The 16,031-nt window shown below is 67.0% G+C and carries 12 protein-coding genes; 7 read left to right on the top strand and 5 right to left on the bottom strand.

The window, feature by feature from the left end; translation table 11 throughout:
* Positions 1–8: 8 nt before the first annotated feature.
* Entirely contained in the window at positions 9–1,973 is a 1,965-nt protein-coding gene (locus tag ACN469_RS11795) for a hypothetical protein (protein ID WP_498767184.1), read from the bottom strand.
* A gap of 448 nt (positions 1,974–2,421) precedes the next feature.
* Here ACN469_RS11795 and ACN469_RS11790 point away from each other — a divergent pair, with 448 nt between their 5' ends.
* The 7 genes from ACN469_RS11790 to ACN469_RS11760 all read left to right on the top strand — a co-directional run bounded on the left by ACN469_RS11790 (position 2,422) and on the right by ACN469_RS11760 (position 8,848).
* A complete protein-coding gene (locus ACN469_RS11790; RefSeq protein WP_498767182.1) occupies positions 2,422–3,465 on the top strand; it encodes a DUF2169 family type VI secretion system accessory protein in 1,044 nt (347 codons plus the stop codon).
* A 141-nt stretch (positions 3,466–3,606) separates the two neighbouring features.
* Positions 3,607–4,044, top strand: a complete 438-nt coding sequence (locus tag ACN469_RS11785) for a DUF4150 domain-containing protein (protein ID WP_498767301.1) — start codon at positions 3,607–3,609, stop codon at positions 4,042–4,044.
* A gap of 12 nt (positions 4,045–4,056) precedes the next feature.
* On the top strand, positions 4,057–5,352 hold the full coding sequence (locus ACN469_RS11780) for a TIGR02270 family protein (protein WP_498767180.1): 1,296 nt from the start codon (positions 4,057–4,059) through the stop codon (positions 5,350–5,352).
* Complete coding sequence (locus tag ACN469_RS11775; protein WP_498767178.1) at positions 5,349–6,560, top strand: hypothetical protein; 1,212 nt, start codon at positions 5,349–5,351, stop codon at positions 6,558–6,560. The genes ACN469_RS11780 and ACN469_RS11775 overlap by 4 nt, the downstream gene beginning before the upstream one ends.
* Entirely contained in the window at positions 6,557–7,417 is an 861-nt protein-coding gene (locus tag ACN469_RS11770; RefSeq protein ID WP_498767177.1) for an AHH domain-containing protein, read from the top strand. The genes ACN469_RS11775 and ACN469_RS11770 overlap by 4 nt, the downstream gene beginning before the upstream one ends.
* A gap of 5 nt (positions 7,418–7,422) precedes the next feature.
* Positions 7,423–8,016, top strand: a complete 594-nt coding sequence (locus tag ACN469_RS11765; RefSeq protein WP_498767175.1) for an imm11 family protein — start codon at positions 7,423–7,425, stop codon at positions 8,014–8,016.
* Positions 8,017–8,029: 13 nt separating this feature from the next.
* On the top strand, positions 8,030–8,848 hold the full coding sequence (locus ACN469_RS11760; RefSeq protein WP_498767173.1) for an Imm49 family immunity protein: 819 nt from the start codon (positions 8,030–8,032) through the stop codon (positions 8,846–8,848).
* 45 nt (positions 8,849–8,893) lie between these two features.
* On the opposite strand, the gene ACN469_RS11755 is transcribed toward ACN469_RS11760, so the two are convergent.
* The 4 genes from ACN469_RS11755 to ACN469_RS11740 are packed head-to-tail and all read right to left on the bottom strand — an operon-like array spanning position 8,894 to position 15,731.
* The gene (locus tag ACN469_RS11755; protein WP_498767171.1) at positions 8,894–10,297 is read right to left on the bottom strand and encodes an EH signature domain-containing protein; all 1,404 of its coding nucleotides are present in this window, start codon (positions 10,295–10,297) and stop codon (positions 8,894–8,896) included.
* A gap of 8 nt (positions 10,298–10,305) precedes the next feature.
* Complete coding sequence (locus tag ACN469_RS11750) at positions 10,306–11,040, bottom strand: hypothetical protein (RefSeq protein ID WP_498767169.1); 735 nt, start codon at positions 11,038–11,040, stop codon at positions 10,306–10,308.
* Positions 11,037–13,028, bottom strand: coding sequence for a hypothetical protein (locus ACN469_RS11745; RefSeq protein WP_498767167.1), 1,992 nt, complete (start codon positions 13,026–13,028; stop codon positions 11,037–11,039). The genes ACN469_RS11750 and ACN469_RS11745 overlap by 4 nt, the downstream gene beginning before the upstream one ends.
* A 3-nt stretch (positions 13,029–13,031) precedes the next feature.
* On the bottom strand, positions 13,032–15,731 hold the full coding sequence (locus tag ACN469_RS11740; protein WP_498767165.1) for a DEAD/DEAH box helicase: 2,700 nt from the start codon (positions 15,729–15,731) through the stop codon (positions 13,032–13,034).
* Between the last annotated feature and the right edge of the window lie 300 nt (positions 15,732–16,031).

Raw genomic sequence — 16,031 nt, 5'->3', positions numbered from 1 at the left:
CCCCTGGCTCACCTGAGGAATTGCCACAGCGTGCCGTCACCCACGTGGCCATACAACGGTCGGTCCAGGGCCACGACCTCGCTGTTGAGCAGTCCCAGCAGGTGATACATCGACCGCAGTCGGCCGACCTTCGTCTCGACGGCGGGGCTGTAGGCGACGAGCTCGAGGTCCTTGTTCTTCACGAGCCGGCTCGACTCGCGTCCTCGGAGGGTCGTCCGCGTCTGCTCCATGATGGGATTGTCGTCATCGAAGGCATTGAAATCCTCCTTCACGGACAGGAAGCCCTGGGACTCGTCCTGCAGCGTCAGCGTGTTCTGCGTCAGCCATACGCCCTTCCCGACACTCGTTTCCACCCCCCCCGGGTTCTCGCTGAGGCTGCGGAAGCCAAGCTCGACAGCGGCGCACCAGGGGCAGGTCTCCTTGGGCCGGTTGCGGAATTCGCCTGTCTCGTTGAAGCCCTCGTAGGGGAAGCAGATGAGCACGTCGCAGCCTTCGTTGAAGTACGACGAGGCCATCATGAGCGCGGCGGGCTCGGCGCAGCTCAACGTGTGCCATCCGGCGACCCATAGGTCCACCCCCTGCCCGCCATCGTTGAGAACATCGAGCTTCAAGTCCTGACTCTTCTTGTTCTCCCGGAAGGAGACGTAGCTGAAGAGAGCCTGACGCGAAGGCGTGCGCAGCTTGAGCCCTGAACGAGCGTGGTAGCCCAAGGCCACGAGGTTCGTGCGCTCCAGCATCGTCTCGTAGTTGACCTCGAGCTCGTATTGGATCTGCTTCGCCTTCTTGAACTCGCGATAGCCCCGGGACTCATCGATGACCATGCTGTCCGTCTTGGCCTTGGCGGTCCTGTAGGTCTTCACCAACTCTTCTTCCGGAGAGCCAGTGGTTGGCTTGTTCTTCGGTTGCAGATACTGCCTTGCGGCCTGTTGAGCCCGTCCCGTCAGGGTCCGCTGTGCCTTGAGCTCCTCGCTCTCCGCGTACGCGCCCACCTCGGGGATGCCGGGGTCTGGCTGCCAGCTCGGCAGCCCCAGGTGTCGACAGTACTTCTGGAAGAACGACGGAGTCGGGTCCTGTTCGACGACGCCGGACAGGCCCAGGATGGGCACGTACACGGTCTTCCCCATGGCCCTGTGCCGTGTCCACGAAACACACAGGCAGCCCACCGCGGACGAAAGCGCATCCCGCACATGCTTCCAGCGTTCCTCCTTGGGAACCAGCATGCGGATCAGCGAATCGGGCTCATCCCCGATGAGGTGATAGCGTTGCACGAGCTCGTCCGTGACGTCCTTGGCCCTTTGCAGGAACGTGGACTCGGGGAGGTCCCTGAGCCAGTCCTTCTCGGGGAACACCCCGCCCATGGCGATGCCTCGAGGCGGCACGACGAACCCCATGCTCATCAGCCGGGTGCGGATGGGCTCGTAGTAGACGTTCTTGGCCTTGTCCTTGGCCTTGGAGTGCTCCGGCTCGCTCTGGATGAACGAGTAGATCCGCTCCAGCTTCTGGGACGGAACCTGGCTCTTGTCCACGCGTCCCGTCAGGTGCCAGTCGAGCTGCTCGTTCAGGGAGGCGCGGCACTCCTCGATGTAGAGCTGTTCCTCGGCCAGCAGGGTGGCGATGACCTGCCCGACGGACTTCAACAGCTTCTTCGAGATCTTCCCCCCTCGCTCGATTCCGAGGACCTCACGGACCAGGTCGTCCGTCACCTGTTGCGACCCCAGGTGGTCCTCGTAGCCTTCCAGGTTCTTCAGGGCGATCTTGATGCCCTTGCGGGCGTAATGGAACGCCTCGATGTCCGACAGGAACTCCTTTTGCTTGTGGCGGCTGTAGGCCTTGTCACGTGAGGCCGCGAAGAGGTCGATACAGGTGTCATCGATGTGCTGGGGAAGCTCTCCGCCCGTCAGGCCGAACCACTTGCGCGCCGCTTCGGCCGTGAGTTCGCGAAGGCCCGTGCCGTCATCCAGGAGGATCGTCATGGGCACACGAAATACAGGTGCCCGGTGGGAGTCAAGCCAGGGGCCAGCGCCGGATGGGCCGGCCAGTGGCCCGCATGGGATGTCATGGGTTGCGAGCGAACCCCCGAGGTGCTCGGGACTCGCGCGGATGCACCTGACCCGTCTCTCGACTCAATCGCAGTACCCGAGAGATGCGTCGACGCAAGCCCTCGAGAACCGGTCGGCCCCCTGAGCAGATCATGCCTGGCGGATCGCCTCAACCAGCCCCCGCCGTGAGCTGCAATGCGTCTCAGCAGCGGAAACACGGAACCGGACAAGGTGCTCGCCATTGCGCACGCGGTGGCTGGGAATTCAGGGGGCGCCGCCGGGCTGCTGCCCATGAGGACTGGGCCTTCCCTGGAAATGCACTGCTACACTGCCGCCTTCCGCCCGAGCGGCCCGGGCCCCGGGCCCGACGAGACAGAGCGCCATGGGACACCCCACCCACACGAACGAAACCCCGTTCACCTTCGAGTTCACGGGCCTCTCGGACGAGGAGGGTCGGCCGCTGCTGCTGCTCGTGGTGAAGGCCACTTACTCCATCGGTGACGCGGGGCTGACGCTCGCGGAGAAGCAACTCCCCGTGAGATGGGGAGGCGAGGCCTGGGGCAAGCCCGGCGAGTCCAGCGACAAGTACGAGCCAGAGGGTGCCTTCATCAAGCCCGCCACTGACGTGGCGCTCCTCGGCCATGCCCACGCGCCGCACAAGGGCGCCACGGAGGTGCTGGTGGCGCTTCAAGTGGGACCGCTGAAGAAGGTGGTGCGCGTGGTGGGCGAGCGGACCTGGTTCAGAAGCATGGGCCGTGTGGCCGCGACGAAACCCCTGCCCTTCGAGAAGTTGCCTCTCACCTGGGAGCGCGCCTTCGGCGGATGGGATCGCACTGACCCGGCCAGGCCCACCTTCGAGCCGCGCAACCCCGTGGGCACGGGCTTTCGCGCCAGCCCGCGCCACTTCGAGGAAGGGCTGAAGCTGCCCAATCTGGAGGACCCGGCGGAGCCGCTTCGCGAGTTCGGCCAGCGGGTGACACCCATCGGCTTCGGGTTCACCTCGCCGCACTGGCAGCCACGCGCGAAGTACACCGGAACGTATGACGAGGCCTGGAACACGACACGTAAGCCCCTGCTGCCCAAGGACTTCGACCGGCGCTTCTTCAACGCGGCAGCCCCAGGGCTCATCGCCCCCGGCTACTTGAAGGGGAACGAGTCCGTGGTCATCGCGGGTGCCTCGCCCCGAGGCCGGCTCGCCTTCTCGTTCCCCGGGCAGCCCACCCCCGTCGTCACGGTGCGGCTGAGAGGCGGCGCGGACATCTCCCCCGAACTGCGCCTGGACACCGTCATCCTCGACCTCGACGCGGAGCAGGTGTCGCTGCTGTGGCGCGGGCATGTCCCGCTGGGGGAGGGGCTCCATGACGTGCGCGCCCTGCGAGTCACCGCCGAGGGCGTTGACCGTCCCGTCCGGAAGAGGCCCGCCTGAGCGGGAGGGCGGGCAGTCCGGCTGTGACACCGAGAAGCGGACGGATGCTCCACCGGGTGCTCGCGCCGTGTGTCCCCGACGCGGTATCCTGACCTTCTCGCGGAGGAGACCTTCGTGCCCGTCAATACCGGTGTGAACAAGATGTCCGTGGTCACCAAGGACAGCGGCGGCGTCACCACCGCATTCCCGGATGTGTGCAAGACGCCCAGCCCCGGCGGGCCCGTCCCCATCCCTTACCCCAACGTCGCCCAGTCCTCGGACACCGACAAGGGCACCAAGAAGGTGTCCGTGGCCGGCAACCCGGTGTGCGTCAAGGACTCCAACTTCAAGACAAGCACCGGCGACGAGGCCGGCACCGCTGGCGGAGGCGTGGCCTCCAGCAAGACCCAGGGCAAGGCCGAGTTCGTCAACTTTTCCTTCGACGTGAAGTTCGAGGGCAAGAACGTGGCGCGCGCCTTCGACCTGATGCTCCACAACGACAAGAACACGCCTCCCTTCCCTCTCGTGCAAGGGCCTGTCATCGCCAGCAGTGACACCGAAGACAAGCCCAAGTGTGGCGTGTGCAAGAAGCACGTCTGAGAGGCGCGGCGGATGCGCGCGGAACTCATCATCAACTGGGGGAACTACGAGGAGCACCTCGACGAGGCCGCGTTCCTCTGGAGCCAGTGGGAGCGCTCACTGCTGGCACCCGACTATGTGCTGACGGAGACCCTCTCGGATGAGGAGCGACTGCTCGCGCGCCTGGATGCGTTGCGGTTGGGAGGCGCTCCGGTGGCCACGAGGCTGCTCGTGCCGGCGCTGGAGTCGGACGAGGCGGAGCGGGTGGCCGCGGCCGCGCATGTGCTGCTGACCGAGGACGTCCCCGCTGGTGGCGGTGAAGCGGTACGTGCGGCGCTCGAGACGGCGGCACCTCCCGTCCTGGCGGCCCTGGGCCGGGCGCTGGAGTTGCTCGAGCCCCACGCCCTTCCCTCCTGGGTTCTGGCCTTGCTGGACCATCAGGAGACCCGCCTGCGGGCGCTGAGCCTGGACGTACTCCGCGCGCACGGCATGGACCCAGGAGCGAGGCTGGCGCACCTGCTACGGCACGAGCATCCCCAGGTGCTGGCCGCCGCCGTGCGCGCCAGTGGAAGGCTCCGGCTCCAGCCAGCCCCGGAGTGCCTCCCGCGTGCCCTGGCCTCTGCTGATTTCGAGGTGCGGGACGCGGCCATCGAAGCAGGGCTGCTGCAAGGGCAACGCGCCGCATGGACCGCCTGTCAGAAGGCGGTGGTGGAGCGCGCCCCCCGGTTGCGCCTACCCGCGCTGCTCCTGGCCCTGGGCGGGGACGAACGGGACCTGGGGCACGTGCGCGGTCTGCTCGCCCTGCCAGGGCACCTTCCCGACGCACTGTGGGCCCTGGGCTTCAGCGGACGCGTCTCCAGCGCCGACGCCTGTCTGGACTGGCTGGGAACCGAGGCCGTGGCGCCTCTGGCGGCCGAAGCCTTCTGCGCCATCACCGGGCTGCGTCTGGAGGGCCCCTTCGTCGCCCCTCCGGCCGAGCCCTCCGACACGGACGAGGGCGGGTTCGACGAGGACCTGTTACTCAAACCCGAGCATGCGCTGCCCCAGCCCCAGCCCGGCGCGGTGGCTGCGTGGTGGTCCGAGAACCGCAAGCACTTCCAGCCCTCGCGCCGCTACCTGTACGGCAGCCCCTTCACCGGGGAGGCGCTGCGGGGAGCTCTGCTGGAGGCCCCCATGCGGCGCCGACACACGCTGGCGCTGGAGCTGACGCTGCGCAGCCGCGGCACCTGGTGGCCACCGACGCGGACCTTCGGCACCCGGCAGCTCGCGGCGCTGCGGGCCCTGCCCGAGACGTTCGGCCTCGCCTTCACCCAGGGGCCCCTCGCATGACGACGACCGTCGCCTCACGTCCCCAGGCGCAACTGCCTCGGGGCATCGCCATCACCGGCCTGGGCATGGTGTCGGCCATCGGGATGAACGTCATCTCCAGCTGTGCCTCCGCCCGCGCGGGGCTGAGCCGGCGCTCGGAGCTCGCGCTGGAGGAGTCCGACGTCGACACGCTGGAGACCGTGCCCTTGAGGGGCCATGTGGTCCACGGCGCCACCAACGGCTTCGACGGCTTCGCCCGCCTGCTCCGGCTGGGGGAGCTGGCCCTGGGGGACCTTCTCGGGCAGTCCGGGCTGCGAGGCGAGCACCTGCCGAGGACCGGCCTCGTGCTGAACCTGCCAGGTGACTTCTATGAGTCTGCCCATCTACGGGCCAGCCTCGCCGCGCTCGCCCCCGAGGACGAGGCGGCCGAGCAACAGGAGCTGCTCGCCGAGGTCCGAGAGGCCCGTGAGCAGCTGAAGCAGCGCATGCCTCGGGAGCTGCTCGCGCTGCACTCGCTGGCGCTTCCCGCGCAGACCCAGGCCTGCTTCACCGGCGGGGCCGCGACCTTCATGAGCGGCCTCGCTCAGGCGGTGCAGTGGCTGCAGACACGCGTCCTGGACCGGTGCCTCGTCGGCGGCATCGACTCCTTCGTCCATGGCGAGCCCCTCACCCAGGTCTACGAGCTGGGGCTCACCCGCGGGGTCGGAGCCGTCACTGGCTTCTTCCCGGGAGAGGCCTCCGCGTTCGTGCTGCTGGAGCGGGTGGACGCCGCGCGCGCGCGCGGAGCCGCCATCCAAGGACTGCTGGGTCCCCATGCCGCCACGCGGGAGACGCAGCACCGCTTCTCGACTCCGCCGCCGCACGGAGCAGCGCTCTTCGCCGCAATGGCCGCCTGTCTCACGGTCTCCGCTCCGCGCGCCCGCGACGTAGGGCGGGTCATCGTCAACCTCAACGGGGACAACGTCCGGGCCCGGGACTTCGGCACGGCCCTGGTCCGCCTCGCCGATGCGAAGCTCCCCGCCACCTTCCCGCAGTGGTACCCGCCCGAACACTGCGGCGAGATAGGTGCCGCGACAGGCGCCGCTTCCATCTGCATGGGCGTCCGGGGCTTCGCCCGGAACTACGCCGGGCCCCAGGACATCCTGGTGGCCCTGCTGGATGACGATGAGAGCCGGGGGGCCTTCGTCCTGGAGCCTCCCCCCTCCCAGCCCCGAGAGGGAGCGCCATGAGCGAGCAGCCGAAGAGCAAGCAGGACCATATCGAGGAGCTCAAGAGCCACGAGTCGCACAAGGAGGGCGAAGGCGAGGGGTGCGTCACCCGCTGCAAGTGGGAGAAGGAGACGTACGCGAACGGGGGCTTTCGGTGGAAGTGCGCCGTCCCTGGGCACGACCACCGGGAGAATGGCCTCAAGTACCACCTGGCCAATGACACGGCCTGGTACAACCTCGACTTCGCCACCGAGGGCTCCGCTCGGGCCCGGTTCCTGCGCGAGCGCAAGTCCGGCACCCTCATCCTCAAGGACAAGAAGCCGGACCCCAGCCAGCCCCGGGCCAGGACGACCTGGTGGATGAAGGGCAGCGGAGGGAACTTCAAGAGCAAGAGCAAACCCTGGGCGTTCAACGCACACCACATCATCCCGATGGGCGCTCTGCACAACGCCTTCTTCAAGCTGGATGATGGAGCGGGCAAGCTGCTCCTCCTCCAGCAGGCCAGGTACAACATCAACCAGGGCCTCAACATCATCTTCCTGCCCGTGACCGAGGTCTACGCGCGCCTGTTCGAGCTGCCGGCCCACCTCAGCGCGCCAACCGCCAATGGCAAGCAGAGCAACAACCATCACGCCTACAACCGGCTCGTCGAGACCCGGCTCGACACCGTCACCGACCCCCTTCGCGAAGCGGATGCCCAAGGGGAGGACCACCCGGCCCTGACGCCGGAGAACCTCGCCGGGTTGAAGACGGAACTCGACGACTTCTCGCGCCTCATGCGCGAGAGCCTCAGGGACCTGGGAGTCGCCCGCAGCAAGGCCAACGAGCTTCGTGAGCCTGGCGACTTCCTCTCCCACTCCATCGACCTTGTCGACTGAATCCCATGCACGACTACTTCATCCTTGCCACGACCAACGAACCTGAGCATTGCGCCATCGGGCCCCTGCCCGAGCAGCTCGCCAGGCAAAAGTGGCGCATCGCCAAGGGCCAGCCCATGGGCGAGCACCACCCGGCACGGGCGCGGCTGGACATGGACAAGCGCTATCCAGGGTTCGTCGTCCCCGACCTCGTCAGCAACACCTTCCACTTGTACATCATCAGCCACCGGCTCAAGCCCTTGCTGCAGGCCGAGCTGAAGGACCAGGCGGAGGGCGAGTTCCTGCCGGTCTCCATCTACAACCACAAGGGGCGTGTCGCCGAGGAGGACTACTCCATCGCCAACATCTTCCGGGCGGTGGAGTGCGTCGACAGGAGCCGGTCTGAGTTCACCGAATCCGCGCTCAAACCGGGGCAGCTGTCCATCCTGAAGCGCCTCCAGTTGGACCCAGAGCGCATCCCGGCCGAGCCGCGGATCTTCCGCCTCAAGGAGATGCCCGCCCTTCTCATCATCCGGGGCGACCTGCGTGCCCGACTCGAGGAAGCGGGCATCACCGGCGCCAACTATGTGGGCCTGGGCGACAAGTGCATGTTCGTCTGAAGGCCCCCAGCGCATGACGCCCCTCAGCTCCCTGGCCCTGGAGACCGTCCGCGCCAACGCCCTCTATCTACAGAGAGAGGCGCTGGAGAGCATCCGCGCCCAGGACGCCTACGAGCAGACCGGCAGGCCCTATGTCGAGGTGGCCTGGTTCTACCGGCGCGTGGGCCTGTGCGAGCTGCTCTCAGAGGCGCGGACGGACCGGTTCTTCGTCTACCTGTGCAAATCGGCTCAGGCGCGACTGAGCCTCCTGCAACGCGTGGCCGGGGGCCGGCCCGCCCAGCAGCAGCACACATGCGCCAGCAAGAACTTCTCCTTCATGGACGCGCTCGCCGCCGGGCAGCTTGAGCTCGCCTCACGACTGGCCCGCATGACGACGGACCGCCATGAGCCGGCCCACGAATACGAGGAGGACTTCCTGCTCCACCACTTCCTGCATCGGCTGACGCTTGGCGACCCGGCGGCGGATGAACTGCGCCCGCTGCTGGCGCGCTGGGAGGCGGTACTTCAGGGAGACGTCACCTGTCACCTGGTGCTCTGCCAGGCCTTGCTCACACGAGACACGGAGCAGTTCCACCGTGCCCTGGCGGACGCCATCGCCCAGCGCGCGGCGACCTTCAAGGAGCGCAAGAGCGACGGAGGGCCGCAGGATGTCGCACTGACCGAACCCCATGTCTATGTCACGGGGCTCGCGCTGCTGCGGCTCGCGGAACTGCGGGGGATGGAGACGTTCCGCGAGTATCCTACCCTCCCCCGGCTGGCCCGTATCCCCTTGGGCCTCGCGCCGCCTCCCACGGATTCCTGGCTGAAGCCCGACCTGGGCGTGCCGCCCTGAGGTTGAACGCGCCGCTGGAGACAGCCTCACTGTGAGGGCAGTCTTTCAACGCGAGCGCGTCGGACCCGTGGGTCCGCGCTCGATGCCAAGTTTCAGCAGTGCCTGCTCGAACCGTGGCTCCCAGCCGGGCAAATGAGTCCACCAGTCCTCGGCGATCCGACGATTCTTGAGGTCATTCGCGCTCTCGACCCCCGCCCCCAGCACCTTGTCGCCGAAAACGCTGTGCCGATAGACATACGTCGCGTTGCCTGTGTCGGAGAACTCAATCACCGAATACTCGCCGAAGCGCAGACAAAAGGCGCTCACCTCTCCTTTCGTGAAACGCCTCGCCCTCCTGAAAGCAGCCTGCTGTTCTGAGGGAAGCGTTCGCACGTTACGGAGCAGTGCATCGTAGGCATCCGGAGCCAACCAACAGGTCGTTGACTGGATGGCTCCCAGGTATCGCAACCAGAAGGAATGCCGGTCCCCCTCGTTCATGGCCTTCTCGAAGAAGAACTCGAGGTCTTGCCGAATCAGCGCCAACAGAAACGCCTCGAACGCATGCTTCGAGCGACCGCGAACCGCGCTCCATGCCTCCGTCAAGGTAGAGAGCCGAGGGTCTCCGAAGACGCTGTCCTTCGCGATGAGCCGCTCCTCGAGTCGGGACTGCACGTCCTTGCGGACCCGCCCCCGCGCGCGACACTCCAGCATCGCCGCGATGACGGCGACACGAGCCTCCACCGGGGCGCCCAGGACACTCTGGCCCGCGCTTGCGTTCGGCAACCACGCCCGCCCTACCTCGGACTCGAGCAGGTACAGCAGGGCTTCCGACGCGTCTTCCCGTGCGCCACACCGTTGCAGCAGGTACTCCGCGGCGACATGTCCTGAATAGCCGACCGCGGGCCTCAATCCAGCGTGCCGCAGCAAGTCGAGGACTTCGCCCAACGGGCGGTCTGCCCACCTGGCCGCCACGCTCTTCGGCCCCTCCGGTTCGAGTGCCAGTTCGATGGACACCGGCAAGCGCCACCGGAGCAGCCGCAAGTCCTTCGGACAGCGCCCCGTCAGCTTCGCCCATTCGTGCATCTGTTCGGAACCCACATCCGCCAGACACCAGTCGCGAAGCCGTTGCCGCACGAGCCGGGGCCACCCATCCGGGAAGCGCTCCAGGAACTCCGCCATGCGCTTCGGCGCGACCTTGCGCCACAACCAGGGCACGACTCGCCGCTCACGACGGGTCAGCTCCGAGAAGTCCCCACTCTTCACCTTCTCGAGCAGCGCATCGACGTCGAGCGACTCGACCATCCGCTGCACGCGCCCAGGCTCCCTTTCATCCGTGCGCCGTTGGGCCTCGTCCAGGCTGGAATGAAGCTGTCGTAGCCCGTGCTCCACCTGCTGTTGAAACGTGCCGAGGCCCGCCAGCGCGTTCCGCTGCCGCTCCTCCACGCTCGCAAGCCATGCATCCAGTCCCATCGGACCTCCTACAAGCGCAGGTCGCCACGCACGCGGATGACGAGCCGCCGGTTCTCGGGCTCGCCACCATCAGTTCCAGGCCGAGGCGCGGTTTGTCCTCTCCCGGAAACGACGAAGCTCGAATCGAAGCACTCCCTCTCGTAGCCCGCGTCATGGAGCTGCTTGCGCACAGTGAAGAACACCTCCTGAGCACGCGCGGCGCTGGCCCTCACGTTGTTCTCGAAGCTGTACTGCACCACCCCGTCCCGTACTCCGCACTCCCAACTCGTCCCCAGGAAGGGACGGTCATCGGTGTGCCCTTCCAGGATGATGGAGGGCTCCGCGCCCGCGTCCCGCATGGCATCCACCGCCTGGCAGACTCGATGGATGAGGAGAACCGCGCCACGCTCGAACTGCTCGACATAGGCAGGCGGTGTCCGACACTGCCCCAGGCCGAACTGCATGTGCTTGAATTCAATCTCCAACGCGTTCGCGCCACCGTCCATCCCGCTGAGCGCGATGAAGCCGCCGTCGAGCCTGTCATCCAGGTAAATCAAGTCCTCCCGCAACGCGATAAGGGACTCCTGGACGCCCTCCTTCTGCGAGTCCACCTTCTCGATGGCTGCTTCCTTGTCCCGGATGGCGGCCTCGCGCTGCGCATTCGCTTCGAGAATGAAGATGACCGCCAGCAAAAGAAACACCACCGCGACGCCCGCCATGAGGTCCGCCAGCGACTTCTCGGTTCCATCCCCCGAGGCACTCATGCTCGCCGCACCTGCGTCTTCAGCGCCTTGCTGAGCTCCTGGACCGTCTCGTTGAGGTCATCCACACCTTGAGCGAGTTCCCCCGACGTCTTCGCCACCACGCTGTCCAGGTCCTGCATCACCTTGGTCCATTGGCCACTCAGCGTCTGCGCCTGGACCTTGACGGACTCCTCGTAACCACGCGTCAGGCCCTCGAGCACGGGCTGGACGCGCTCAAGCGCCTGGCGCTGCGCGTTCAGCAGATTCTCCTCCACCTTGACGACTTCTCGACGGCCCAGGGTGACCTGGTTGAACTCCTTGGCGGTCTCGATGAGCTGGCGAGTGACCTGCTCCATCTGAACAGCGGCTCCCCGCGCCTTGTCATGCGTCTCACCGGCTCCCCGGGTCGCGGAGGCAAGCTGGCTGGCGGTCTTTTGCAGTTGCTCCGTGAGCTGACGAAGCCCGTCCTGGGTCGTCCCCATGACCTTGGCGAACTCCTCGGACCGACTCTGGAAGCTGCTCATGTCCACGTTCGCGGCCGAGCGGAGTGCCTCCACCTGTCGAGCCAGGAAGGTCGCCTGGTCTCCTGTCTGCTGTTGAAGGTGCTGGGTGCTCGCGTCCATGCCCGCGAGCACTTGCTGGAACCGGGCCACGACGGACTCCACGCTGCGCTCCAACTGCCCGAGCACCTGCTGATTCTCCACTCCCAGCCGATGCGATGAATTCGCCGAGGCCTCGAGGACGTGAGCGGTGGCCTTCACCAGTCCATCCCGCACCTGGTCGAAGCTCTCGATGACGGAGGCGATACGCGTCCCCAGCGTGTCGATGGCACGCTGGTTCTCCTCGCCCCACTGCCGCGCCTGCGTCCCCATCATCTGGGACATGGCCTCGAACTGCTGTTCGAGCCGGGGCAGCACCCCCATCAATTCTTGCATCTGCCGAGCCATGTCCTGGGACTGGGAATGGAATCCGCCCGACACAGAATCCCGGAGCTGTTCGAGGATGCGCGCCAGGTCATGCTCCTGCCGCTCGGCGAGCGACTGCTGGATGACCCCCAGGCTGTCGCGGACCGTGGACATCTCTTGCTGAAGTGTCAGCGCGAATCCCGAGGTGATGGAGCGCTGGAGGTCGGCGGCAATCTCGCGCACGGCCTTCTCCACCGCCGAGAGCTGCCGGGTGATGACGTCACCGACCTGCTCCTTCATCATGGAGCCGAAGCTCGCCTGGACCTGGGTGCCAATGTCCTGGAGCGAGACATTGACACTCTCCAGATGGAGGAGCCGATCCGAGAGCTCGCGGCGAGTCTGGACCAGTTCGCCCTTCAGTGCGTCCAGCGCGTCCCCCCTCGCGGTCGCGAGCACGATGCCGTGGGCCTCCAGCGTCTGGGTGGCGGACTCGAAGCGAGGCCGCATGGCATCCAGTCGCGCCAGCAACCGGCCCTCCTGAATCGACGCGAAGGACTGGAAGAAGAACGACCCCAGCAGGCCCGTCGCCGAGACGAAGAACTTGGCGCCCATCTGGCCGATGGCCGCCGAGAGCAACACGGCCTGCGTGGCCCCCGCCGTGCTGCCTCCCAACAAGGCCTCCCTGACGGGACCGACCAGCACCATTCCCAGCAGGCCGAACGTCATGACCAGGGCGATGCCCGTCAGGCTCTTTCCCAGCGCGTGCCCCCAGGAGTGCCGGAACAGTGCCCGGCACGTCTCGCGCAGCCCTTGTGATGGTTCCGCCCGGATGAGGGCGGGCAGCGGCACCGGCTGACCTCCAGGAGGAAAGACGAGCTGCTCGCGAATGGCTCGCCACAGCGCGCGCGCCTCTTCCTGGGGCCCTGGCTCCTGTCGCCGCCCTTCGAGCACGTCATCCAGATGCGTATCCAGCAGCTCGATGGCGCGCCGGAGCTTTCGCCTCCGAACCTCCACCAGGACTGGGGCCCACAACGACAGCACCGCGATGCTGCCCACGGCATACCGCAGCTCCGCATCCCGCCAGAGCGTCACCAAGGTCTCCATGATTCAGCCATCCCCCTCTTCCTCTTCGCGAGCCCGCTGGAAGACCCCCGTGTACCGCTGAGCGTCGTCGTCCGTGGGCGACAAGAAATCCCGCGCGATGGCGCGCTTGCGCTCGACCAGTTCGTGGAGCCGCAGGTCGAAGCCCGCGTCGGGCCGGCCGCGGCGGTGGAGCAGGGGGTAATAGACATGGACGGGACGTACCTGCCCGATGCGATGGGCGCGGTCCGTCGCCTGGTCTTCCTTCGCGGGGTTCCACCAACGCCCGTAGTGGATGACGTGGTTCGCCGCGACGATGTTGAGCCCGGCGCCCGCCGCCAACGGGCTCAGAATCAGGACCTGGAATCCCTTCGCGCGGGAGAAAACGTCGATGTTCTCGAGCGCCGCCTTCCGACTGCTGGGTTCACCGTTGAGGATGTCTACACGGCCCAGGCGGAATCGCTCCGAGATGAGCTGCGCCAGGAGGTCCTGCATCGCCCGGGAGAGGACGAAGACCAGGGCCTTGTCGGCTCCTGTGCCGCCGCCCGCGCTTTCGATCTCCGACAACAACTCCAGACACAGCCGGGTCTTGGGGCTCTCCCGCAGCGCGGTGGCGGATGACAGGCCCCGTGCATCCGAGAGCAGCGCGGGATGCTGATAGAGCTTCTGGAGCGCGGAGAGCGCCCAGAACGAGCCTTCCGAGGACATCTTCCGCGCGATGAGCCGTTCGTGCGACTCCTGCTCCTCCGTCATCTCGACCAGCCTGCGATGCGGCCTCTTGGGTGGCAGGTCCTTCAGGGCCTCCGCCTTCTCCCGCCGCAGCAGGGTGCATCGCGGAGAGGGATAGCCCAGGCGTTGGCGCAGCGTCTGGGCAGCCTGCTCTCCCTGGTGTTCTTCCTGGAATGCCGCGCGCGTGCCGAAGACACGGGGTTGCTGGCACTGGAGCGCGTCGTAGATGGCCCACACATCCAGCAGCTCGTTCTCCACCGGCGTGCCCGTCAAGCCGACCGCGAACGAGCGCTTCAACGCACGGGCAGCGCGCGAACGAAGTGTGTCCGGGTTCTTGAGGTTGTGCGCCTCGTCGAACACGACGACGTCGAAGTCCACCTTCAACAACGAGCGCTGGTAGGCCCCCAGCGTCTCGTAATTGGTGAGCACCATGTCCTGCCGCGACAGGAAGGTTCCGTTGAGTTCCCCTTCGCGTTTGACGGCTTCCAGACCGGGCCCGTGGAGGATGAAGGGCTCCCAGGTGGACTCGACGAAGAAGCGCTCCAGTTCCTGGCGCCAGTTCTCCAGCAGGATGGTCGGACACACGACGAGCTGAGGCTTCAATCGTGCCCCAGGAGGAAGCCGCTCCTGGAGCGTCATGCGCCGCAGCGTGAGGAAGCAGGCCACCTGAAGGGTCTTTCCCAGGCCCATGTCATCCGCCAACAGGACACCGGGCGTCGCTTCTCGCGCGCGACGCCACAACCACTCGAGGCCCTGTCGCTGATGAAGCTTGAGTTCGACGCCCGTCACCATCACGGAGCGCAGCAGCGCCCAGGGCACCGCGGCCTCGTCGCCTGAGCGGGAAGCCCCCGTGGTCGAGGCGTGCAGCTCACGCACCTTCACGGCTTCGAGGGACTTCTTGGCGCGGGAAGAGGGCTCCGGGCCTCCGCTGGTGGCGGGAGCCGTTTCGGACTCCGGCTCCGACAACTGGAGCGCCGTCACCAATTGGCGCCGCAGAGACTCCCCTGGCGCGATGCGGGTCCCCGCCACGACGAGCGGCTCCGTGCTGCCTTGCGCCAGCGCGGCCTCGTTCGCGGCGTGGAGCTCCAACGCGAGTTCCCGCGAATCCAACCGCAAGGGCACGGCATCACCGCCGTCCGGCGAATCAGCGCGCAGCGTGAATGAGAAGTCGCCCTCCTTGTCACATGGGTCGAGCCATTCGAGCCCCGAACCCTCGACGCCCACGGCGGGGTCCCGCCCTCGAAGGACCTCGAAGCCCAGCACGCGCGCGGAGTAGTGAGAGAGGTCGATGATGGCATCCGCGTTCACGCCCTCGGGGATGATGACCGTGGGGTCCTCCATCTCCCGTTGGACGTCCGCGGCGAGGCGGCGCTGGAGGGAACGGACGTTCTCCAGGATTCGTTCAGTGCCTTCGGGAAGGACCAGGGGCCGCCGGGCATCGTCCCCGGCGATGCCTCCCGCCTGAAGACTCGCGAGCGGCAATGCGGTCTGGGTCCCATCCGGATGGACCGCGTAGGGTCGCAGCGAGACGACCTCGGTCGCCTCCGGGTCCTGCTCCCAGCGCAATCCCACGCGGGCGACGGGTTGCGGCTGAAATCGGCTCAGGTATCCCCGCGCGGTGTACCGGACACGGTCTGGCAGCAGCCGAGCCACCTCCTCCAGGACGCCGCGAACCCGCATCACCCGCGCGAGCTGTTCCTTCCGGGGTGCATGGGTTGCCAGGCGGGCTTCCACACACGCCCAGGCGGCGGAGGGTCCCAACAGGATGGCCTCGCCGCGCTCGGACAAGACGAACCATGGAGTGGGATGGGGCGCGTCGGGGAGCAGCGCGTCCGCTACTCGAACCCGGTATCGGGCCCCCGCTCCACCCGGGACACCCACCACCTCACAGCCGATGTCCTGCTGTTCGAGCCCGACCAGGTCCATCAGGAGGTGCTGGAGGACCCCCCATTCCTCATGCAGCGATTCGCGCTCCTCGTCGTCCCCTCCCCCTTCCACGGGCCTTCCCAAGGCAGCCCATTCGCCCTGGGAGAATCGGAGCTGGTGTCCATCGAACCAGCCTCGCGCCCGCCATTCGGCCTCGCGAAGGCCGACACGGAATGCGAGTTCCGGTGGCAAGTCCCGCCGGAGGATGCACAACTGCCCCGCGTCGATGGACCAGCGCTGAATCGTCCCGCGAGGCGTGGACGTCCGTGGCTCAAGAGACGGCATCGGGATGGCCCCCGCAAGCGGCTTTGCTTGCACGCGTGAATCAGAAGCAGGCCTTCCACTCGGACGCACTACCACCGGGGGGTGATG

Source organism: Corallococcus terminator, assembly GCF_049194865.1.
Lineage (GTDB): Bacteria > Myxococcota > Myxococcia > Myxococcales > Myxococcaceae > Myxococcus > Myxococcus terminator_A.
This window is presented reverse-complemented; position numbering and strand designations above follow the sequence as displayed.